The organism is Pseudomonas sp. (genome assembly GCF_050739655.1).
GTDB lineage: Bacteria > Pseudomonadota > Gammaproteobacteria > Pseudomonadales > Pseudomonadaceae > Aquipseudomonas.
Genome location: NZ_JBOIBY010000035.1, coordinates 42,411 through 65,212, shown reverse-complemented (window position 1 = coordinate 65,212; position 22,802 = coordinate 42,411). Strand labels below are relative to the sequence as shown.

Below are 22,802 nucleotides of genomic sequence, written 5' to 3'. Positions count from 1 at the left end.
GCGCTCCACTAGATACGTTCCATCTTCGGTAACCACACACGAATCAATGAAAACAGGCGGTCAAGGTCAATGGGCTTGGCCAGGTAATCGTTGGCGCCCGCCTGCAGGCAGCGCTCCTGATCGTCCTTCATGGCCTTGGCCGTCACCGCAATGATCGGCAGCTTGCGCCAGCGCGGGTCCTTGCGGATTTCCAGGGTGGCTTCATAGCCATCCATCTGCGGCATCATCACATCCATCAACACCAGATCGATGTCTTCGACTTCCTTCAATCGTTCGATCGCCTCACGACCGTTTCGGCCGATGACCACGACGGCGCCCTTTTGCTCCAACGCACTCGTGAGGGCGAAGATGTTGCGTACATCGTCGTCCACCAACAGCACTTTGCGCCCTTCGAAGACCTTGTCGCGACTGCGGGCCGTCTTGAGCATCTTCTGACGGTCATGGGACAACCGGGATTCGACTTTGTGCAGGAAAAGTGTCACCTCATCCAGCAAGCGCTCGGGCGAGCGTGCACCCTTAATGATGATCGAGCGTGAATACCTGCGCAGCTCGGCCTCTTCGTCCCGGGTCAGGTTACGACCGGTGTAGACGATGACGGGCGGGAAGGAGCAGATGTCCTCGGTGGACATGCGCTTGAGCAGGTCATTACCGAGCATGTCCGGTAGCTTCAGATCGATGATCATGCAATCGAATATCGTGTTGCGCAGCAGATCCAGCGCGTCCTGCGCGAGGCCGACGGCAGTGATCTCGATGTCATCGTCACCAATCAGCCGGGAAATGCTCTCACGCTGCAAATCGTCGTCTTCGACCAGCAATACGTGCTTGACCTTCTGGGTCAACTTGGACTCCAGGCGGGCGAATACATCCTTGAGCTCTTCGCGGGTGGTCGGCTTGACCGCATAACCGATCGCACCCATGTGCATCGCCGCTTCGACCCGGTCCTCGACGGAAATCACGTGCACCGGGATATGCCGGGTTTCGGCGTGTTCCTTCAAGCGTTGCAGCACGGTCAAGCCGGAATGATCCGGCAGGCGCATGTCCAGCAAAATGGCATCGGGAATGAACTGCCTGGCGAGGTCGTAGCCTTCGTCGGCACCGTGGGCGACCAGGCAGTGGTAACCCAGCTCATGGGCAAGATCGAAGAGGATGTTCGCAAAGTTCACTTCATCTTCCACCACCAGAATGCAGCGCGTGGTGAACGGTGCTTTGTGGCGGTCATCGTTGAAGCGCGGAAGATCTTCAGCCATCAGCGGCGCTACAGTGGCCGCAGCGAACTGGGGCGCAATCGCGACTGGCGCGGCGCGCATCGGCTCGACCGATTCTTCGCCCGGCTCGACGTATTGCCGGGGCAAAGCCAGGGTAAACATGCTGCCCTGTCCCGGCGTGCTGGAAACGCTGATGGAGCCGCCGAGCAGTGCGGCCAGATCGCGGGATATCGACAGTCCCAGCCCGGTGCCTCCGTATCGGCGGTTGGTGGTGCCGTCAGCCTGGCGGAAGGCCTCGAAAATGCTGTCCTGATGCTCCGCGGCAATGCCGATCCCGGAATCGCTGACGATAAAGGCAATGCCATCGTTTGGCGCGGGAGCGACGCTCAGGCTGACACGGCCCTTTTCCGTGAACTTCACAGCGTTGGACAGCAAGTTCTTGATGACCTGTTCCAGGCGCTGGCGGTCGGTGAACATCATCGTTGGCGCCGTATCTTGCAGCTCGACGTGGAAATCCAGCTGTTTATCCAGCGCCAACGGCTCGAACATCCCGCGCAAACCGTCGACCAGACGCGCAACACTGGTGTTCTCCGGGCGGATCTCCAGTTTGCCGGCCTCGACTTTGGAAATATCGAGAATGTCGTTGATCAGGTTGAGCAGGTCGTTGCCGGCCGAGTAGATCGACTCGGCGTACTTGACCTGTTCGGCGCTGAGGTTTTCCTGAGGGTTTTGCGCGAGCAGCTTGGCCAGGATCAACGAACTGTTGAGCGGTGTGCGCAGTTCGTGGGACATGTTGGCGAGGAATTCGGACTTGTACTTGCTCGAACGCTGCAATTCTTCGGCGCGTTCTTCGAGCTGGATCTGGGCCTGATTGAGCTCGGTGTTCTTCAGATCCATGGCGTCGCGTTGTTCGGCAAGCACTTCGGTCTGTTCAGCCAGTTGCTCATTGGTTTGTTCGAGCTCGACCTGCTGGGTCTCCAGATGAGCCTGGGACTCCTTGAGAATCCGCGATTGTTCTTCAAGCTCTTCGTTGGCGGTCTTGAGTTCTTCCTGTTGCACCTGCAGTTCTTCGTTGAGCTGCTGGGTTTCAGCCAGCACTTCCTGCAAGCGCTGGCGATAGCGCGCAGCCTCGATCGCGGTGCCGATGTTGCCGCCAATCAGTTCAAGCAACTCAATGTCACGGTCGGTCAGCGCACGCAAAAAGCCCAACTCGATCACGCCGTTGACCCGGTCGTCATCGCTGGTCGGTACCACCAGCACACTGCGTGGCAAGCCTTCACCGAGACCGGAACTGACTTTGAAATAACCGCTCGGCACGTCGTCCAGGCGAATCAGTCGTGCCTGTTGCGCGACCTGCCCGACGATGCCTTCATCGCTGTAAATCTGTTGCTCACGCTCTTCTTGCTCACGGGAGAAACCGTAGGACGCCACGCGCCTGAGGCCGCCGTGTTCTTCGCGAACATACAGGGCCGCCACGGCCGTACCCAGGTACTGCGCGCAAAACTGCAAAATGTTGCGGCCCAACAGGTTCAGGCTCAGTTGCCCCAACACCTGTTCGGCAAGCCGGGTCTGGCCAGTGCGCAGCCAGGCTTGCTGTTCCAGGCGCTGGTTACTGGCTTGCCGTGCCGCAAGGGTGGAGGCGTAACTTTGCGAGAGATTGAGCAGGTCACGACGGCCGATGTAAGCCAGCAATCCGCTGATTCCGGCAATAAACAGCAGATACAGCACGATGCTCCAGATGGTGGTGCGCCGCACCTCTTCGTTGCGCGCGGCTCGCAACTGCTGCTCCATCTCGATCACGTCTTCGAACTGCTTGCGCACCTCATCGGTCAGCCGCTTACCGCGTCCGGTCTTGACCGCACCGCGGTAGTCACCGCTGCTTCGCTGCAAGTCGATCATCGACTGCGCGTAATCGGCCCACTCCTGTTGCAATGCTTGTAAGCGCTGCAAACGGTCAGTCTGAGCCGGGTTGTCGGCGGTCAGTTCGAGCAAGGTACTGAGCACAACCTCGATTCGCGGCTTGGCGGTCTCGTAGGGTTCGAGAAACTTGTTATCACCGCTGAGCAGGAAGCCGCGCATGCCGGTTTCCAGATCGACCGTCAGCTTGACCGCTTCATTGGCATTATTGATCACCCGGTCGGAGTGCTCGACCCACTGAATCGTCGACAGCAGGTAAGTAATCAGTGACACAAAAAACACAGCACTGACGAGGCCGACGCCCAGCGGCAGGCTGACGTTGCGTCTCAGGAGTTTACGAAATCGCTGCTCATCAACCGAAGACTCAGTGGTCATAGTCAATCCTTGTCAACCGGGTGAAAACCAAGGAGTTTGCCCCATTCCTGGCGCATTGATCCATTTTTCTCACGCCTTTATACGCAAACTCCTACATTGAGCTGCCCTCACACCAAGGAGCGAGTATCCTTCGCGCCATTGATTGCAGCCTACTTTTTACAGCGCGTTGGGAACTTGTCGGGACCTGCGACTTACTGATGCAAGAGGGCCGGTAATTTCGATAGACCGGCAACCGCCCATCCAGATCGAGAAACTGACTATGTCCGCCAACACCTCCACCATTCTGGTCGTCGAAGACGATGCCATCGTGCGCATGCTGATTGTCGACGTGCTCGAAGAGCTGGAGTTCAAGGTGCTTGAAGCGGAGGGCAGCGAACAGGCGCTGGAAATTCTGAAAGACATCAGCCAAAACATTGACCTGATGATGACCGACGTCGGCCTGCCGATCATGGATGGCCGGGAGCTGGCCATTGAAGCGCGCAAGTTGCGCCCTTCCCTGCCAATCATGTTTGCCAGCGGTTATGCCGAAAACATTGATGTGCCTGAAGGCATGTATCTGATTGGCAAACCTTTTTCCATTGATCAGTTGCGGGACAAAGTGATGGGTATCCTGGGTAGCTGACAGTTTCATTTGCGGCGGCCTGCAAATCGTTGGGCAAATCCATCAAGGGATACCGATATTTCCATCACGATTTAATCAAGTGGACTCCTTATCTTTTTCGCGTTTATTCGCGAATTGATAAGGGTCTTTCATGATTAACAACGCTACGGCTATACCTCAAGTTCCACAAAACCACCCTGTCCCGCTGCCTCCAACCCCATCCACCAGCAGACTTGCCGGGGCGACGACAGGTAATAGCCACGCCCCCATGCTTCCCATGCAAGCACCCGCGACGGGATGCAAGGCGCCTTCCGATCCTATGCGTCCGGAGCCACCGGTTTACACAAGCATCCTGCGTGAAGGCGATATTCCAGACGTATTGAAAAAAAATACGTTCTTCGACCAACCATCTCTGGACATGGCATGGTCCACGCTCCTCGATCGACTGCAAACCGAGCCAATCACAGAGAATGATTTATTACAGATTCTCAAATCCGGCTTGCTGCAAACCGACACCGGTAAAACACTCGCGCCTTTGATCGTCGAGGGCGTCATGCGCTCGATCCAGCCACTCGATGGTTTGACGCCACAGCGGCTGCGCGAAATCGTGGAGGTCATTTGCCAGCGGCCTCCCGAACAATGGGCCAAAACCTTGGGGGAAAACTTCAACTTCAAACAAGGTGGCAATGGCAAGGGCGTTCAAGGGTTTATTCAGGAGCAGCTCGCAATTTCCCGTGAGGGGTACACCGCCAACGATGTGATGCTAGATGATGACACATGGAACTTGCTGCGTAATTGCAACTGGCTAAGCCATTTGCCAGTCCATGACACCTTGATTGAGTTGAAGAAAGTATTTTCCGATAGGCCATCGAAGGCAGACGCCAAGTACTTGATAGATGATTTTGTCGAGTCGTTGGAGGAGCGTGAGCAATACGGACACGGGCGTTACAGCGAAGTCGTCCAGGAGCTGAAGAAAATTTCGCAAGCCATCGAGGTTGTCGATACCCGGCCAGACTGGATCTTTCTGGAGCAATTCGCGGCGTTCAATCCCGTGCCCCTACAGGGGGTTGCCGACATCATGAGTGTTGCGGTGACTAAACTAGGTAATTACCTTGCATTCGGCCCGGCGACTGAGCCTGCATCCGCTGAACAATCCGATGAATTCGCGCCGTCGTCTAATTTGCTTCACTGGATACAACAGTTCGAAAAGCAGGCCAGCTTTTACAATGACGTGGTGACTACGGGACCTCGTCCTGGTGGGGGTCTTTGGCAGCGCTTTTTATATGCGCTCAACGTCTTGGACACGGCGGGTGTTCTGTCGCTTGCAGATAAAATCAAACCCCATCTACCAGCAGTTCCCACGAACGAGCCGTTGCAAGTAGTTCCCCAGGAATTTCAGGCCCCAGATATCGTACCCGCTGATCTACGGGATCAAGTAAATGAGCGGGAAGCTGAGGTGAATGAATACCTGTCGTCCCTCCCGCGCCAGTCGAATGAAGCGACGGAACCTGCCGCTGCCGCTACCGATACGATATCAGCCCCATCTTCTGCACTACCAGCCGTAGCCTCGGGGGAGAACCTGTTAGGACAGATGGCACAGCAGGTCATGAATGCGTGGAGTCAGTTCAAGGATCCCATTACATTTCCGGGTGCCGCAGGTCAGTTGCCAGAGCAATGGCTGAATATCCGAAAACTGATGCAGCTAGACAGCGTCAATGAGGGAGAGGAATACAACCCGCTAACCGGGCAAGGACCCTATCAACCACTATCCGAACCGGTCCAAACCGAACCTGACCAATCCTGGTGGGAGTCCATTGCCCCCGAAATAAACAGTGTTCTCGCCCAACTCTCCACGGTTCTGGCCACCTCCGCCACTTCTGTCCTCCTCTCCATAGGTGGGGCAGTAAATCAATACCCACGTGCCTCCGCTACCGCGTTGTTTGCCGCTCTCACGGCATTACACAACCACTTCAGCAACCAGATACCGGACCAGCCCGAAGAAAGCCCCGCTGCCGAACCGTCATTCGAGGAAAAAATAGTAGGGATTGTGAATACACCTGCCATCGGCACTAATCGCACCCTCGCTGACGCCATTTATGAGCGGATGCTCCAGTCGCCCGAAACCAACTTGCTTGATGATGAGCAACTGCTTGAAGAAGTGGCATTGTTGTTGGAGCAACACAGCAAAAATGCCCCGGAAGAAACCTTTGTCGAGCTCATTCAAGAAGCCGAGGCACAAACCAATGCTGCGGATTTTCTACCTGAATCACCACCCATGGATTTGCCATCTGCGGGAAGAGTCAAGCGTGCCGCTTATTTCGAAGCAGCCTCCTTTGAATTGCCTCGCATGGCGGCAGCAGAGGCGGTTATCGCTCATGGAGTCGAAGAAAGCACCGCCAACAAAGAAGTGCGCTTGAATGACTACCTTGCAACGATGGCCAGGCTCAATGGCCCGGATGTCGAAGCCACACAGGAGACTGCAGCCGATAACGACACGCAGATCGACCCAGCCGTCGAAGCCGCACGACAAGTAATTCGCACGCTGCGTCGCGCTCGAAGCGTGACGTGGGCAGATTCATCCCGGGCTGTGGGCAACCAGCAGTTGGTGTCCTTTTACGCCGACACGATGTTGGAGTACGCCAAAACTCCAAATCCTCAAAAGACTATCACCGTCCCGCGCCATTCCACCTTCGGTCAGTGCTGGTCGAATTTTGTATCCGCCTTAAACAATCCGTTCTTTATAGAGTGGGCACTAAAAACCGGGCTCGACCTGTCGACCGTCAAGGTGGATGCATCTAAAAGTAGCCTGTCGGGGACGGTCAATGGTCAGAGCAAAACATTCACCCTGACCGACAACTCCGGCTGGGCTGACCTGGCGGCCCCTATACTGCGCAACGCTCGTGTGATCGACCCCCTTTACGACGGAGTGCACTACACAGTTACATATACCCTCGCGCCATTTTTGCTGGTGGCGGCATTTCATGGGGAAAACAGGCACCTGTCCGAAACCCAGGCTGGACGGCGTGCCGACCTTCTGAATACGCAAAGGGCATTTGATCCGATCCCAACCGATGATTGGCTCAGGCCTCTGGATGTGAGATCCGAAGAGGCGGTCGCAAGCGAGAAACGCCATCTTGGCGATCTATATACCCACCATGAGTTGGTGAAGGCTTTGAAGGGTATCGATAAGCTCGCCGACAACGGGGTCGTGAATCTCGATAACCACCTCATGAAAGTCCATCCGGATTCGTTGTACGCGGGCAAATACCCTCTAACCCCTGAAAGAATCGTTACCGCAAAACAATTTATCAGCGCTGTTGGCTGGAATGTGCCAAAGACCAGTGCCGATGTCAGTAATCTGATCGACGTGTTGAGTTTCTCTTTACCTGATAGCCCGTATTTGGGTAACGGATGGGGTGCACTGGCCTACGATCGCCCATTGAACCAGGAACAACGCCAAACCCTGCGGATCGAAACGAATCGTGTTGTATCGCGATCTGACGTCCCACTATTCGAAGAGCTGCTGAACCAACCCGTTAACAGTCACGACCAGGCAAGAAACTTCATCCTGGCGAGTGATAAAGCCAAGGCGCTAGGCGCATCACTGGAATCCACGTTCAACGTTGCTTCAACACCCACCAGCACCGATGAGTGGATCATGGCGGCGGTCTTGCTCAACCTGGATCCCGCACTCGGTCAGCAACGCAACCACGTGGGCGGATACAACCTGACGCAGGAGGCTAACTTTGGCGTAAAACCGTCGATAGTTGTCGAGAACCTTCAGCGCCACCTGGTGGCAAACGCAAAGCTCAGCGCCACGACAGCTCCCTACGCCGCGCATTATTTACTTGCCGGCAGTGCACCGGAGTTTTTGGTAAAGAAACTACCGGATAACCTAGTGTGCGGTACTCACACATGGGCATCCTTCAGGATTGGCGTGGCCCGTATTGAACAACTGTCACCAGGCGCATCATCCCGGATGACGTTCGAGCAGGTGATGAAATATGCCCGCACGGCCCCCATCAACGTCGGACAGGAAATCGCAGTACAAATGCTCTCGGTGGACCCACTCATCGATTGGGCCATCGCCAATGGCGTGATTACAGCCACTGCCGGCGGCACTTATACGAAGCAGCAATTGGTCATCGCGCAGGAGAAGTTCCAGGCAATCACCGAGGAACTCGTCAAGGCCCGTGACTACCTGAAGACACCAACCCCTACCCGGCAATCCCTTGCACTGGCTGAGCTGACCCGGGTTTTCGGTGAGGGCCTCCCCTACGAAGATCAATGCCTTACGACAAGTTCGCAAGTCATGCCACATGAAGCCAGGTCGATGGTGGAGCGTTACATCGATGAAGACCTGCAGGGCGATTTGGCATCATCGAACGCCAAACTACCCATCGATAGCTTCAAACCTAAACTCGATGAATTGAAAAATGTGGGTGAGTTGTTCGTAAAGGAATTCAATGAACACTTTGATCATTTACGCACCGGTTCTGAATCCGTATTCAAGAACCTTGTTTCCCAGCTTCCCTTAGAAGATCGCAGAGGCCTTGAATACGGATCGCAAACCTTTTACTCGTTGCGCAGCGAGGTCATTGTTGATCGGCATCAGCAAACGACAGAAATGAAAGAGGCCAACAAAGGCCGGCATGGCATTTTGATCAAGTCTGAATTCCAGCAGAAAGTCACTTACTATGAAGTGTTTCCGTCGTCGTCGCAGATCCGTAAGCGAATCCTGACAGAGCCTTTGACGTTGGACGGTGAACTTAAAACTGTTCGCAGCATGAAAGACCCCAGCGGCTACATAGAGGTGCAAAGCGCAACATCACAACCCTTTGACTGGGAAGCCTATAAAAATGGCACGCCGCCACGGGATGGCGTTAGGTCAAATGTCATCATCGAAAAACTGGACCTAATGAGAAACCGGGTCGTGTTCGGGCCGCCACGAGTTGACTTCCAGGAAGTGCCGAGCGCATTTTCGCCCGATTCAAAAATTAACGACATCGCAAAAAGTATTGTAGAAAAGCACTTTATTACCGGAAAGGAAGAGCTACAAACGTTGGCAAGAGGAGTGACCGTCAAAGAACAACGAAAAGCCTACTCCGATAAAGTATCGAATTTCCTCGGCGCACTGGTCCCATTCAAATCAACCATTGAAAAAGCCATCAGCGGGGACACCGCCGGCGCAGCACAAGACTTCCTGCTGGATGCTTGCGGCTTTGCCATACCCGGACTCGGCGCCGCTGGCAAAATCGCCGGTGTCGCAAAGTCGGGCGCCAGAATCATTCCCAAAATCGGAAAAATGACCTGGATTGCCGGCAGCACTTTTGTTACAGCTGCAAACCCGATTGACGGCGTTGGCGACATGCTCCGGGCCGGAACAAACGCCGTGGTTAAACTCGGCAAGCACGCCTATGGCGCCGTGGACGCAGGCATCGGCCAGATCAGGAAAATTTATGGCCGAACCAGCGCCATTGACCCGGCCATGCTGGCAAAACGAGCCGATATCGCCACAGGAATCCCCAATGCAGCGCAGGCTGCGCAGCAGGCGGACAACATCAAAGCCGTTTACAAGGACGGTAAGTGGTACGCCTACGATGTCGACAAGAATCAGGCCTACGGCCCGGCACTTGAAAACTTCCGCCCTGACAGCGCCATTACACTGGAACGGACAACGTTCAGTGATGGCACAACCGCCTATACCAACACTCGGTTGTTTGATGCAGAGCCGCATACGATCCAGCATTCCACGCATACTGACATTGTGGTGGGCAATAACGTCTATCGACTGGATCCAACGAATCCGAATGTGCTCAATGACCTGTCATCTCCGGCCTACTTCAAACAAGTAGATGGATTTAAGGACGTGTGTGGCACTGGACGTACAAAGCGCTCACCTCACCTCTGTTTCTCGAAAATTGTTGATAACAAACGAGACCGAAACAAGAACCGATTGCAATCCATACAGCACAAGCGCCTTTACCCATCAATTTCCGTGAACGGCAGCGCACGCAAAGTCATTCAAGATCGACGCTTGTACACCGTTGCGAACAATGGAAATACGCAAATTCTTATTCCATCCAAATTGACTGAACCACTTCAATTCAAACTCCACACCACGGGAAAGATAATCAAAGACAAGCACTTTGGATTACCAAACAAACAAACCGACGTCGATCTTGATAAGAATACTTGTGTGATCAAGCTCGATGGCATCGTCCACGGCATAGATGACCAACGTGACGCCAGAGCATTCCTGGTTAATTACGACTATCAGAATACAGGTATAAAACCCTATTTGGTCGTGGAGTCAGATGCTGGCCTTTTTTACTACTGCGATTACGATGCGGCAAAAGTCGATAATATTGCATTCAATAGGATCGACACCCTGTACTCTGACAGCCTTGGTAATGGCCTGATCAAGGAGCATGACAAACTAAAGGATCAGTATCTGACGGCAGCAGGCGTATCGATAAACAATGATTTTGTCGCCCTGCCTCCACTTGACTCGTTATACATGGACTTGGTACTAAAAAAAGGATTCACGCAAGACAAAATCAACGAATTAAAGGCTAGGACGTTACTTCTTTCGGATGAGAAAAAACGCGAATTCGTTCTGGCGGTCTGGAACAGAGGGAACAATCGAAATGTCGAGATTGCCGCCCAAACTATTAAAGTCGAACCGATTTCCAAGGCACCCGGTTTTAATCAACTCTCGCCAGCCGATCAAAACAAGGTTTACGCTGACGGTGCAAAAGCCCAGGTAGATCAGCAATTCGAGGCAACCGGTCTCCGGTCAGGCAATCAGGTCATTTCGGGGAACATGGATGATCTGCAACGTCAAATCCTCACCCGTCCTGTAGTAATTTGGGAATACTCAAGAATTCATGCAGTGAATTACGCTGACCTGATCCTCAAGACCGGTGCCGGCAATTGCGACCAGATGGCTTGGGCTGCCAAGAAAATCATTGAGGAAAGCGGAGGCACTGCTGAAATCTGGAACATGCCGGGTGCCCATACATTTACTTTGGTTGGGCTACCCCGAGGAACCATTCCCAAGACTGTCGATTTCAGCGAACCTGCCTTTGACCCCATCTGGGTCGTTGACCCATGGGCCGGAATAAGTTGCCCGGCAAGCGAGTACATGACAAAGCTGGAAGCACAAATGAACAGCTGGGGAGTGGACGGGAAAATGCTGATGATGACTGATTGGCTTTCTCCAAACCCGACCCAGGCCTGGAATAGCCCAGTTGACCCGCTTTGGATTGCCCAGATCATTCATGGGGAGAAATTCCCCTCATAAGATCAAATCTTAAGGACGATCTGTGTAAATGCTGTAACGCGGCGCCCCAGCCTTGGGGCGCCCACTTTCATCTGGTCCTGATCATAGCCAGTCCCCTTTCCTGCCGATTTTACGTAGCCTGTGCTTTAATTGCGCCCCCGCGCTCCTACCGTTTCAAGGAATCTACCCCGCATGATCGCCCCCCACGCAACCAAAGTCCTGGTCATTGGTTACGTCTGGCCCGAGCCCCGCTCTTCTGCGGCCAGCGGGCATGTGATGCAGATTCTCGAGGTTTTCCTGCAACAGGGCTGGGATATCACCTTCAGCAGCCCGGCGGGCTTTGGCGAGCAACGCGCTGACCTGGCGGCGTTGGGTATTCGCGAAGTGCCCATCGAGTTGAACAACAGCAGTTTCGACACTTTCATCAGCGAACTGGCACCGGATATCGTGCTGTTCGATCAGTTCATGATGGAAGAACAGTTCGGTTGGCGGGTGGAAAAACACTGCCCCGATGCCCTGCGCGTGCTGGAAAGTTCCGACCTGCAAAGCCTCAGGCATAGCCGGCATCAACGCCTCAAGGAGCGTTTAAAGGCCAGTGATGACAACAATGATTTCAGCGACTTGTTCGCCCCGGCGTTACGTGAAGAGTTCGAACATATGGCCAATACCGATCTGGCCAAACGGGAGATCGCATCTTTTTATCGTTGTGATTTGACGCTGATGGTTTCCGAAGTGGAAATCGAACTGCTGGTTGAGCAATTCAAGTTTTCGCGCAACCTGTTGCACTGGTGTCCGCTAATGGTCGATCTACCCATCAGCGCGCCAGTACCGTTCGAAGAACGCGCACACTTTCTTCATATCGGCAATTTTCGCCATGCCCCCAACTGGGATGCGGTGCTGTGGTTGAAGACTGCTATCTGGCCGCTGATTCGCGAGCAGTTACCCGCGGCTCAACTGCACATTTATGGTTCCTACACTCCGCCCAAAGCCACTGCGCTGCATAATCCGGCCCAGGGCTTTCATGTGATGAACTGGGCCGAGGATGCCTTGCAGGTGATGTCGGCGACACGGATCTGTATGGCGCCTCTGCGCTTCGGCGCGGGCATCAAAGGCAAGATCGTCGACGCGATGCTCTGTGGCACCCCCAATGTCACGACCCCTGTGGGTGCAGAAGCCATGCACGACGAAGAGCCATGGCCGGGCACCGTGGCCCGTTCGGCCCGTGAATTTGCCGACGATTGCGTGCAACTCTACAGCGACAAAACGCTATGGCTGGACGCCCAGGCAAAAGCACAGGCACTGCTGGCCGGCCGTTACCAAAAATCTGTTCATGGCCCGGCCTTGGTCCAGAAACTGATCGATTGCCAAAAGAATCTGGCCAACATCCGGCGGGATAACTTCACCGGCAGCATGCTGCGTCATCACCATCACAAAAGCACTCAATACATGGCGCAGTGGATTGAGGCGAAGAACCGATCCAATCAGGCGTAGCCCATCTTTTGCGCGATACATATGTACCGCACTCCCCACGTCCGAACGTTTAGCGTGAAAGCTTCACACCTCCACGGTTGGGGGTGATTCGCAAAAGGACTGGCCATGAATAAAAGCACCCTGGGGGAGCTCGATAAACGGACCTGGATGAGCAAGGTCCTGGATATCGACACACTCAAACTCACCGACATTGTCTGGCCTGGCGCTCACAACGCCGGCATGGACAAGAAAGACCTCAGCCATGAAGAGGTCGCCGGTCACTGGACAAGTTGTCAGAACGACACGTTCGCCTGGCAACTGGATCAGGGCGCCCGCGCCTTCGACATCCGTCTTGGCTACACAACCGAGGCAGATCGCCCGCTGTTCTATTTCCACCACAATGGCTTTCGATCCACCCGCGTGCTGGACGATCTGATCGACGCGGTGTTGTCGTTTCTTGATCGAAATCCGGATGAGTTCATCATTCTGGACTTTCATGAATTGGGCGATGGCAAACAGTTTTTCGATCACAAGCAACTCGTAGAACTGCTGATACGACGTCTGGGGCCTCGTGCCGTCCATGCGCTCGATGGGTTTCGAACGGTAGGAGAACTGAAAAAATCCAGCTCCCAACGCCGGGTGATCATGGCCGTGCCGCCTGTTCGAGAACTCGATAGGGAATACTTCTGGCGGCGTATTGCGCACAAGTGGCGCGACAACACCTTCACGGCTCCCGACGAACTGCGCCGCTACATCTCCCAGACACTGGAAGGCGCACCGTTCGATGCATTTTTGTGGTCACTGTCGGCGACCGGCTACTCGCTGCTGGGCCCTGCTCATCTCAAGGACCACATCAATGCCTGGTTCGACACCGCGCAAGACTGGATCACCCGCTGCAGCATCATCAGCACCGATTTTTTCGACGAGTCGGAAATTGTCCGTTACTGCTGGAGTGCATCCAGCATGAAAGCGGTATATGGCGACTCGCTGTACGACTGAACGGATGCCTGGGCGCTTGACCTCGATACCCACTGGCGTTTACCCATTCCCAAAAGCATGATCAGGGCGCGATAACAACAAAAGTGCCCCGATATGTCCCGCACCGCCAGAGTCTGTTCGCCGAACTCAAGACCCTGGAGGAAGTTGCCGAGCATCCGGGCATGACACCGAGCAACTATCGGCGGTTGGTGGTGCAGAGGCTGACCGAGCAAAACCTTGGGTGAAGGCATTGGTTTAGTGGTGAATTTGAGATTGCCTTCGCGGGCAAGCCTTAATGCCGGTCAGTTAAGGCATTTGTAGGAGCGAGCTTGCTCGCGAAAAACTTCAGGACGCCGCGTTCATTCAGAATTTTCGCGTTATCGTTAACGTTTTTCGCGAGCAAGCTCGCTCCTACAGTTGACCTTCATCGCTTAACTGCTGGCATTAGGGCAAGCCCGGCTCCTACAGAGTTGTGCGTCGCCTAGCCGATCCCCACCTGATTACGCCCATTGTGCTTGGCCAGGTACAACCCCTTGTCCGCCGCCGAGATCAGTTCTCGGCAGTTGCTGCCGGTTTTCGGAGTGATGGTCGACAGGCCGATGCTGATGGTCAGGTTTGAACCTTCAGTCGGGGAAATGTGCGGGATTTTCAGTGCTTCCACGGTCATTCGCAGTTTTTCCGCCATCAGTCGCGCACCGCCCTGGGAGGTGTTGGGCAGCACAAGGGCGAACTCTTCACCGCCGTAGCGGGCCGGCAGGTCGGAGGGTCGTGCGCTGACCTCACGGATCGTCGCGGCGACCTGGCGCAAGGCTTCGTCGCCTTCCAGGTGGCCAAAGGTGTCGTTGTAGGTCTTGAAGTAATCCACATCGATCATCAGCAATGACATTTGGCTCTGCTCACGCAGCGCACGTCGCCACTCAAGCTCCATGTACTCGTCGAAATGCCGGCGGTTCGACAGCCCGGTCAGGCCGTCGGAGTTCATCAGCCGTTGCAACACCAGGTTGGTATCGAGCAACTGCTGCTGACTGACCCGCAACGCGCGGTACGCCGCGTCCCGCTGCAACAGGGTCATGTAGGAGCGTGAGTGATAGCGAATGCGCGCCACCAGCTCGATGTTGTCCGGCAGTTTGACCAGATAATCGTTGGCCCCGGCCGCGAACGCCGCGCTCTTGATCAGCGGGTCTTCCTTGGTCGACAGGACGATGATCGGAATGTCCTTGGTCGCCGGGTGATTGCGGTATTCACGCACCAGGCTCAGGCCGTCAAGGCCGGGCATGACCAGATCCTGCAGGATCACCGTCGGCTTGATCCGCACCGCATGGGCAATGGCCTGGTGTGGGTCGGCGCAGAAGTGGAAGTCGATGTTTTCTTCGCTCGACAACCCACGCCGAACCGCCTCGCCGATCATCGCCTGATCATCCACCAACAACACCATGGCGGCATTTTCGTCAGTCTTGAAGTCGTCGAGCTGGAATTCATTCATGTGCGTTCACCTGAAAACTGCATAAGCCAGGATTGCTGCTAATAGTGGTCATTTTGGAAAGACCTCCAGTAATCGTGGAGCGATCTTCTCCAGCGGGCGTATTTCCACGGCGGCATCGATAGCCGCGGCCGCCTTCGGCATGCCGTACACCGCACTGCTGTTTTGGTCTTGCGCAATGGTCAGGTAGCCCTGTTGGCGCATGAGTTTAAGCCCCTGCGCGCCATCACGTCCCATGCCGGTGAGCAAAACACCAACCGCATCACCGTTCCAGTAACTGGCCACACTTTCGAAAAACACATCGATCGAGGGCCGATAAATCTCGTTCACCGGTTCGGCGGTGTACGACAGCGTGCCGTTTTTCAATAATCGAATATGGTGATTGGTGCCGGCCAGCAATACCGTTCCACTTTGCGGTGGCTCGCCTTCCCTGGCCAGGCGCACGTCCAGGCCACTGGCGCTGGCGAGCCATTGGGCCATACCGGCAGCAAATACCTGATCGACGTGCTGAACCAGCACAATAGCCGGTGAAAAATTGCGTGGAAGCCCCTTGAGCAGGACTTCCAGCGCCGCCGGCCCGCCAGCGGATGAACCGATGGCGATCAGGCTTTGGCGCGAACCGGGGCTGCGTAGCGGACTGGGTACTGAACGCTCCCTGACGCCCTTCTCACCAATCAGCCAGCCGATGTTCATGATTTTGCGCAACAGTGGCGCCGCTGCTTCCTGGGCGTTGCCGGCGCCGATGGCAGGCGTGTCGACTACGTCCAGGGCGCCATGCCCCATGGCTTCGAATACCCGGTGCACGTTCTGCTGGCGATCCACGGTGACGATGACAATGGCGCAGGGCGTTTCAGCCATGATCCGGCGAGTGGCTTCTACCCCATCCATTTCGGGCATGATCAGGTCCATCAGGATCAGATCCGGGGTCTGTTCGGCACACAGCCGCACTGCTTCTTTACCGTTTCCCGCGACCCAGATCACCTGATGCGCCGGCTCGAAAGCCAGCGCCCGGCGCAGGGCCTCCACGGCCATCGGCATATCGTTGACGATTGCTATCTTCATGCCCTTGCTCCTCCAATGAGCTCTACCACCGCGTCGAGCAGGGCATCGTCGTGAAAACTGGCTTTGGCTAGATAATAGTCGGCTCCAGCATCCAGTCCACGACGACGATCTTCTTCACGATCCTTATAGGACACAACCATCACCGGCAGCGATTGCAGGCGGTTGTCCTGGCGCAACAACGACACCAGCTCAATACCGTCCATGCGCGGCATATCGATGTCGGTGATCAGCAGGTCAAAATTTTCCGAACGCAAAGCGTTCCAGCCATCCATACCGTCGACCGCCACGGCCACGTCATAGCCACGATTGAGCAGCAGTTTGCGTTGCAACTCGCGCACGGTGAGTGAGTCGTCGACCACCAGGATCCGCTTGCGGGCCGCTTCGGCCGCCTGATTGCTGTGACGTGCGATTCGCTCCAGACGCCCGGTATTGAGCAGCTTGTCCACCGAGCGCAGCATGTCTTCGACGTCGACGATCAACACCACCGAACCGTCGTCGAGCAAGGCCCCGGCCGAAATGTCCTGAACCTTGCCCAAACGCTCATCCAGCGGCAACACGACCAGCGTGCGCTCGCCGATGAAACGTTCGACCGCCACACCATAGATCGCATCACGCTCGCGGATCACCACCACTTTCAGGGTTTGCTGGCTGGCCTGGCTCGCTGGGCGTTGCAGCAGTTGACTGGCGGCGACCAGGCCCACATGCCGGCCTTCATACCAGAAATGTTGCCGGCCCTCGACCTGGACAATATCCGTCGCCTCCAGATCGCACATGCGTTCGATATGTGCCAGCGGGAAGGCATACGCCTCGTCGCCGACCTCCACCACCAGGCTGCGCACCACCGACAGGGTCAGCGGTACTTGCAGATGGAAGCGACTGCCCTCGCCCGCCGTCTGTTCCAGCACCACCGCGCCGCGCAATTGGCGGACCATGTGCTGCACCGCGTCCAGGCCGACACCGCGGCCGGAGACTTCGGTGACGGTATCGCGCAGGCTGAAACCCGGCAGGAACAGGAACGTCAGCAGCTCCTCTTCGCTCAACTGCGCGGCGGTTTCAGGGGGAGACAATTGGCGTTCGATGACACTGCGGCGAACCTTTTCCAGATCGACGCCATGGCCGTCATCACTCAACTCCAGCACCAACAACCCGGCTTGATGGGAAGCGCGTAAACGGATCAGGCCTTCTTCGGACTTGCCAGCCAACAGCCGTTGCTGCGGAGTTTCGATACCGTGATCCACGGCATTGCGCAGCAGGTGCGTCAGAGGCGCTTCAAGCTTTTCCAGGACATCACGGTCGACCTGGGTTTTCTCGCCTTCGATCTCCAGCCGCACCTGCTTACCGAGGCTGCGGCCAAGGTCGCGGACCATCCGCACCTGACCGGCCAGCACATCGGCGAGCGGCCGCATGCGACAAGCCAGTGCTGTGTCGTACAACACCTGCGCACGCTGGCTGGCCTGCCAGGCGAACTCATCCAGTTCGGCATTTTTTTCCGCCAGCAACTGCTGGGATTCGGCCAGTAGTCGACGGGCATCTTCGAGGGCTTCCTGGGCCTCCAGGCTCAGGGCGTGATCCTTGAGATGAACGTTGAGGTTTTCCAGCGCCCGCAAACCGTTGTTCTGCATGCGCTTGAGACGCTGCATGGTGGCCAGGTGCGGTTTGAGCCGCAGAGTTTCCACCAGGGATTTGCTCGACAGATCGAGCAGGCTATTCAAGCGTTCGGCGGTAACGCGCAGTACGCGCTCGCCGGTGTCGGTTGTGCGCCTGTTCTTTTTAGGGGCGGCAGGCGGCGATTCGATCACAGGTTCAGTGACTTCAACCTTGATCACCGGCGCCTCAACCTCGGGAACAGGGGCTTGAAGTTGAAGTTCTGCCATCACCGGCACGGCAGCGGCCGAAGGGTCGAGCAGGCGCGCCATCAAAGCGACATAGGCTTCTATGTCGGCAGGTGCAGGGGCATTGCTCGGTGTCGCGATGCGCATCAGCAGATCAGTGCCTTGCAACAACGCATCAATATGTTCGGGCCTCAGGTACAGCCGCCCTTCCTGGGCGCTGACCAGGCAATCCTCCATGACATGCGCCACGCTGACCCCGGCATCAATCCCGACAATCCGCGCCGCGCCCTTGAGCGAGTGCGCTGCACGCATGCAGGATTCGAGCTGATCGGCCTGGGTCGGGTTGCGCTCCAGCGCCAGCAGACCTGCGCTCAATACTTGGGTCTGGGCCTCGGCCTCCAGGCTGAACAATTCCAGCAAAGAGGCGTCGCGCATTTGCTCGGGGGTCATGTGAGGCTCCGGGTCACGGCGGACAACAGCTGTTCTTCATCCAGCCAACGCAGGCTGCGACCTTTGAATTGCAATACGCCACGGGTGTATTTGGCGTTGGCCTGGGCGCCGGATTGCGACGCGGCATCAAGGATGCGTTCGTCGATGGCATGAATCCCGTCCACTTCATCCACCGGCACCACCACAGGCCCGCCATGGGCGGCGATGATCAGCATGCGGGGCATGATTCGCGCACCGGTGGCAACGCTGCTGACGCCGTCGAGCCCCAGCAACTCGACCAAAGACAGGCATGCCACCAACGCGCCACGCACATTCGCGACGCCAAGCAAGGCCCGCGAGCGCTGATGCGGCAAAGAGTGGATGGCTTGCATCGGCGCGACTTCCACCAGGCTGCGGGTCGCCAGGCCCAGCCATTCTTCGCCGAGGCGAAACATCAAGAGTGAGCGGGTTTTCACTTCGCTTTCGAGCACACCCGACACATGCCCGCGATCGTCCTGCTGCAACGCATAACGATCCAGCAAGCGCGTCGCGGCAGCCGAATACACCGCGCAATTGCGGCAATGAATGTGTTCGATCAATAACGGGCAGGATTTGTCGCCATGGATACCCATGCGGTTCCAGCAATCATCGATGGCCTGGGCATCTTCATGGGTGACGCTAAAGGTGTCGGAGGCACTCATCGTTTACGCTCACTATCAGCGGCGCGCTCGCTGCGGGCGGCGCGGTCCTGCAATCGTCTGGCACCTGCGGTGTCGCCCTGGGATTGCAGCAAGGCTGCCAGGTGCATCAACGCCTCGGGATGTTGCGGTTCGAGATACAGCGCCTTGCGATAAAAACCCTGGGCTTGCAGGACATTGCCGGCCACATCACTGAGCAGCCCCAGCCAATAAAACACCTGGGCCACGGGTTCGTGACTGCGCAGGTAGCTTTCGCACGCCTCACGGGCTTGGGTATTTTTGCCTTCATTGGCCAGTGTCGCGATGCTCGCCAGCAGCGTGCTCGCATCGGTATTGGCCACTTTGGCGATCTTCACGGGCGGCGTGGTACGGGTGAATGGCCGTCGGGCGACCTGCGGCGGCACGACATTACGCACAGGTTGCGGCACCGGCAATGGCGTGGGAACAAAAAGCGGCACCGGTTCAGGCACCGCCATGCTCTGGCGGCTGAAGGCAAAAGACTGCGGGATGCCAATTGAACGCATCCCCAATCGCCCCAGCAGGCTGCCTTCGGCCGGGCCGATAAACAGCACGCCGTCGACATGGGTCAAACGCTTGAGCACCTCGAAGACCTGTTTTTGCGTCGCCTGATCGAAGTAGATCAGCAGATTGCGACAGAACACGAAGTCGTACGGCGGCTCGTTGGCCAGCAAGGCTGGATCGAGCAGATTACCCACCTGCAGGCGTACTTGATCGAGCACCCGCGTGCTGAGGCGATAGCCGTCGTTTTCACCGGTGAAATGCCGGTCGCGAAAGGCGATGTCCTGTCCGCGAAAGGAGTTTTTGCCGTACAGCGCACGCCGGGCTTTTTCCACCGACAGCGGGCTGACGTCCATGCCTTCGACCTTGAACTGGTGCGGTTTTAATCCAGCGTCCAGCAGCGCCATCGCAATCGAGTACGGCTCTTCACCAGTGGAACACGGCAGGCTGAGAATCCGCAGGGCGCGCATATTGTTGAGCTCGGCGAGCCGTTTGGTCGCCAGCTTCGCCAGCGTAGCGAAGGATTCCGGGTAACGGAAAAACCAGGTTTCCGGGACGATCACCCCTTCGATCAGCGCCTGTTGCTCATCCAATGAGCCCTGCAAAACGCGCCAGTATTCGTCCGCGGTTTGGGTCTGCGTCGCGGTGCTGCGTTGCCGTACCGCACGCTCGATGATCGCCGGGCCGACCGAGGTTACGTCGAGCCCGATGCGCTCCTTGAGGAAGTCGAAAAACCGTTGATCGCTGCTCATGGCTGCTCCTCAAGCAATGCCAAATCCAGGGGCGGAACCGGAAACAGCAGCGCACGGACCTGATCATTCAACAGGTCGGCAACGCGCACCCATTGCAACAGACCTTGAGCATCTTCGCGCACAGGGCCCAAGTAAGGCGCCTGTTGGTTGTCGAGGCCATAAGGCTGAAAGTCCGCCGGGTTGCAGCGCAAGGTGTCGGTGGCCTGTTCCAGAATCAGCCCGAGCAGCTGTGTCGGCGCGCCTTCATTTGGCCGGTAATGCACCAGCACCAGGCGCGTGCTGGTGCGCGCCTGTGCAGGCTCACCAAAGGTCAGTGCGCAGAGGTCGATCACTGGCACTACCACGCCGCGATAAGCAAATACCCCGGCCACCCAGTGCGGCGCGTGGGCAATCGGCTTCAATGGCAGGCGCGGCAAGACCTCCGCCACTTCGACGGCCTGCAAGGCATAGCGCTCGCTGCCGATGCGAAACACCAGGAACAACGCGTGCAACGCCTGCTTCACGGCAGTGCGCTTGGCCGTCAGTTCGTTCATCAGACTTTGAATCGCGAAACGCCGCTGCGCAGCCCTACGGCCACCTGGCTCAGCTCGTCGATGGCGAAGCTGGCCTGGCGCAGGGATTCGACGGTCTGGCTGCTGGCATCGCCCAATTGCACCAGCGCATGATTGATCTGCTCGGCACCGGTGGCCTGGGCCTGCATGCCTTCGTTGACCATCAACACCCGCGGCGCCAGCGCCTGTACCTGATGGATGATCTGCGACAGTTGCTCGCCGACCTGCTGCACTTCGGACATGCCACGACGCACCTCCTCGGAGAACTTGTCCATGCCCATCACACCGGCCGACACCGCCGATTGAATCTCGCGAACCATCTGTTCGATGTCGTAGGTGGCCACAGCGGTCTGATCCGCCAGGCGCCGTACTTCGGTGGCGACCACGGCAAAACCACGTCCGTATTCGCCAGCCTTCTCGGCTTCGATGGCGGCGTTGAGGGACAACAGGTTGGTCTGGTCGGCGACCTTGACGATGGTCACGACCACCTGATTGATGTTGCCCGCCTTCTCGTTAAGGATCGCCAGTTTGGCGTTGACCAGATCGGCTGCACCCATGACCGAGTGCATGGTCTCTTCCATGCGTGCCAGGCCTTGCTGCCCGGAACCTGCGGCTACCGAAGCCTGATCGGCAGCGGTGGAGACTTCGGTCATGGTGCGCACCAGATCACGGGATGTGGCGGCGATTTCACGGGAAGTCGCACCGATTTCAGTGGTGGTGGCGGCGGTTTCGGTGGCGGTGGCTTGCTGCTGCTTGGAGGTGGCAGCGATCTCGGTGACCGATGTGGTGACCTGCACCGACGAGCGCTGGGCCTGGGACACCAGCGAAGTGAGCTCGGCCATCATGTCGTTGAAGCCGGTTTCCACCGCGCCGAACTCGTCCTTGCGCTCAAGGTTCAGGCGATTGCTCAGATCGCCAGTGCGCATGATTTCGAGAATGCTGACGATGCGGTTCATCGGCGCCATGATGGCGCGCATCAGCAACAATCCGCACAAGGCGGCAGCCAGCACCGCGACCAGCAAGGAAATACCCATGATGACTTTGGCGGTGACAACCGCATCATCGATTGCCGCGATGTCTTTATCTGCCACCGCTTTGTTGTGGCGCAGAATGTCATTGATCTTCACTCGCCCCGCCGTCCAGGCCGGCGTCAGCTCTTCGTTGAACAGCTTGATGGCATCGGCGTTCTGATTGAGTTTATGCAACTCGATCACGGCGGCGAGAATGCGGTTGTAGTCCTCATGAAGTTTGCCAAACGCGGCGAACTCAGCCCTGTCTTCATCGTCCGTAACCGTCCCACGGTACAGTTCAATCTGCTCTTGCAGCCGCGCGGAGTAGCCCTTGAAGTCGTCGGCATCCTTGGCGTTGTAGCCCTGGCCCACTTCCATCCCCAGCATCCCCTGCATCCGCAGATAACTGTCGGTCCAGGCACCGCGAATCATTGAGCTGTAATACACCCCCGGGAGCGCGTCGTCACGAACACTGTCTTCGCTGCTTTCGATCTTCAACAGCCGGGAATAAGAGACGACCACCATCAGCAGCATGATGGCGATGATTACCGCAAAGCTCGCCAAAATGCGTTGGCGCAACGTCCAGTTCTTCACAGTCATTCCTCGGGGCGTATTTCGAAATGCGGGGAGTATAGCCG

At 56.8% G+C, this 22,802-nt stretch carries 13 protein-coding genes; 5 read left to right on the top strand and 8 right to left on the bottom strand.

Features of this window, described 5'->3' with window-relative positions; translation table 11 throughout:
• Positions 1-8: 8 nt before the first annotated feature.
• Positions 9-3,497 (bottom strand): response regulator, encoded by a 3,489-nt coding sequence (locus ACRESJ_RS01845; RefSeq protein WP_431756362.1) that lies wholly within the window; start codon positions 3,495-3,497, stop codon positions 9-11.
• 259 nt (positions 3,498-3,756) lie between these two features.
• Here ACRESJ_RS01845 and ACRESJ_RS01840 point away from each other — a divergent pair, with 259 nt between their 5' ends.
• From ACRESJ_RS01840 to ACRESJ_RS01820, 5 genes are all read left to right on the top strand, one after another.
• Entirely contained in the window at positions 3,757-4,119 is a 363-nt protein-coding gene (locus tag ACRESJ_RS01840; RefSeq protein WP_431756361.1) for a response regulator, read from the top strand.
• A gap of 130 nt (positions 4,120-4,249) precedes the next feature.
• A complete protein-coding gene (locus tag ACRESJ_RS01835; protein ID WP_431756360.1) occupies positions 4,250-11,404 on the top strand; it encodes a hypothetical protein in 7,155 nt (2,384 codons plus the stop codon).
• A 171-nt stretch (positions 11,405-11,575) separates the two neighbouring features.
• Positions 11,576-12,874, top strand: coding sequence for a glycosyltransferase (locus tag ACRESJ_RS01830; RefSeq protein WP_431756359.1), 1,299 nt, complete (start codon positions 11,576-11,578; stop codon positions 12,872-12,874).
• Positions 12,875-12,979: 105 nt separating this feature from the next.
• Entirely contained in the window at positions 12,980-13,852 is an 873-nt protein-coding gene (locus ACRESJ_RS01825) for a phospholipase (protein WP_431756358.1), read from the top strand.
• An 83-nt stretch (positions 13,853-13,935) separates the two neighbouring features.
• Complete coding sequence (locus tag ACRESJ_RS01820; protein ID WP_431756357.1) at positions 13,936-14,076, top strand: hypothetical protein; 141 nt, start codon at positions 13,936-13,938, stop codon at positions 14,074-14,076.
• 236 nt (positions 14,077-14,312) lie between these two features.
• Here the strand turns inward: ACRESJ_RS01820 and ACRESJ_RS01815 are convergent, their stop codons facing one another.
• The 7 genes from ACRESJ_RS01815 to ACRESJ_RS01785 are packed head-to-tail and all read right to left on the bottom strand — an operon-like array spanning position 14,313 to position 22,758.
• Positions 14,313-15,314, bottom strand: a complete 1,002-nt coding sequence (locus tag ACRESJ_RS01815; RefSeq protein ID WP_431756356.1) for a diguanylate cyclase domain-containing protein — start codon at positions 15,312-15,314, stop codon at positions 14,313-14,315.
• Positions 15,315-15,362: 48 nt separating this feature from the next.
• Complete coding sequence (locus tag ACRESJ_RS01810) at positions 15,363-16,373, bottom strand: chemotaxis response regulator protein-glutamate methylesterase (protein ID WP_431756355.1); 1,011 nt, start codon at positions 16,371-16,373, stop codon at positions 15,363-15,365.
• Positions 16,370-18,655 carry a hybrid sensor histidine kinase/response regulator gene (locus ACRESJ_RS01805; RefSeq protein ID WP_431756354.1) on the bottom strand — a complete coding sequence of 762 codons (2,286 nt, stop codon included), beginning with the start codon at positions 18,653-18,655 and terminating at the stop codon, positions 16,370-16,372. The genes ACRESJ_RS01810 and ACRESJ_RS01805 overlap by 4 nt, the downstream gene beginning before the upstream one ends.
• Positions 18,652-19,335: a chemotaxis protein CheW gene (locus ACRESJ_RS01800; RefSeq protein ID WP_431756353.1), complete on the bottom strand. Its 684-nt coding sequence runs from the start codon at positions 19,333-19,335 to the stop codon at positions 18,652-18,654. The genes ACRESJ_RS01805 and ACRESJ_RS01800 overlap by 4 nt, the downstream gene beginning before the upstream one ends.
• Positions 19,332-20,603, bottom strand: a complete 1,272-nt coding sequence (locus ACRESJ_RS01795) for a CheR family methyltransferase (protein WP_431756352.1) — start codon at positions 20,601-20,603, stop codon at positions 19,332-19,334. Before ACRESJ_RS01795 ends, ACRESJ_RS01800 begins: the two co-directional genes overlap by 4 nt.
• Positions 20,600-21,136 carry a chemotaxis protein CheW gene (locus tag ACRESJ_RS01790; RefSeq protein ID WP_431756351.1) on the bottom strand — a complete coding sequence of 179 codons (537 nt, stop codon included), beginning with the start codon at positions 21,134-21,136 and terminating at the stop codon, positions 20,600-20,602. Before ACRESJ_RS01790 ends, ACRESJ_RS01795 begins: the two co-directional genes overlap by 4 nt.
• Positions 21,136-22,758, bottom strand: coding sequence for a methyl-accepting chemotaxis protein (locus ACRESJ_RS01785; protein ID WP_431756350.1), 1,623 nt, complete (start codon positions 22,756-22,758; stop codon positions 21,136-21,138). Before ACRESJ_RS01785 ends, ACRESJ_RS01790 begins: the two co-directional genes overlap by 1 nt.
• Between the last annotated feature and the right edge of the window lie 44 nt (positions 22,759-22,802).

Bases quoted from the DNA above. Each gene is read 5' to 3' on its own strand.
- ACRESJ_RS01835 (WP_431756360.1), top strand. From the start codon at position 4,250: ATGATTAACAACGCTACGGCTATACCTCAAGTTCCACAAAACCACCCT.
- ACRESJ_RS01790 (WP_431756351.1), bottom strand. From the start codon at position 21,136: ATGAACGAACTGACGGCCAAGCGCACTGCCGTGAAGCAGGCGTTGCAC.
- ACRESJ_RS01830 (WP_431756359.1), top strand. From the start codon at position 11,576: ATGATCGCCCCCCACGCAACCAAAGTCCTGGTCATTGGTTACGTCTGG.
- ACRESJ_RS01810 (WP_431756355.1), bottom strand. From the start codon at position 16,373: ATGAAGATAGCAATCGTCAACGATATGCCGATGGCCGTGGAGGCCCTG.
- ACRESJ_RS01805 (WP_431756354.1), bottom strand. From the start codon at position 18,655: ATGACCCCCGAGCAAATGCGCGACGCCTCTTTGCTGGAATTGTTCAGC.
- ACRESJ_RS01825 (WP_431756358.1), top strand. From the start codon at position 12,980: ATGAATAAAAGCACCCTGGGGGAGCTCGATAAACGGACCTGGATGAGC.
- ACRESJ_RS01840 (WP_431756361.1), top strand. From the start codon at position 3,757: ATGTCCGCCAACACCTCCACCATTCTGGTCGTCGAAGACGATGCCATC.
- ACRESJ_RS01845 (WP_431756362.1), bottom strand. From the start codon at position 3,497: ATGACCACTGAGTCTTCGGTTGATGAGCAGCGATTTCGTAAACTCCTG.
- ACRESJ_RS01795 (WP_431756352.1), bottom strand. From the start codon at position 20,603: ATGAGCAGCGATCAACGGTTTTTCGACTTCCTCAAGGAGCGCATCGGG.
- ACRESJ_RS01815 (WP_431756356.1), bottom strand. From the start codon at position 15,314: ATGAATGAATTCCAGCTCGACGACTTCAAGACTGACGAAAATGCCGCC.
- ACRESJ_RS01800 (WP_431756353.1), bottom strand. From the start codon at position 19,335: ATGAGTGCCTCCGACACCTTTAGCGTCACCCATGAAGATGCCCAGGCC.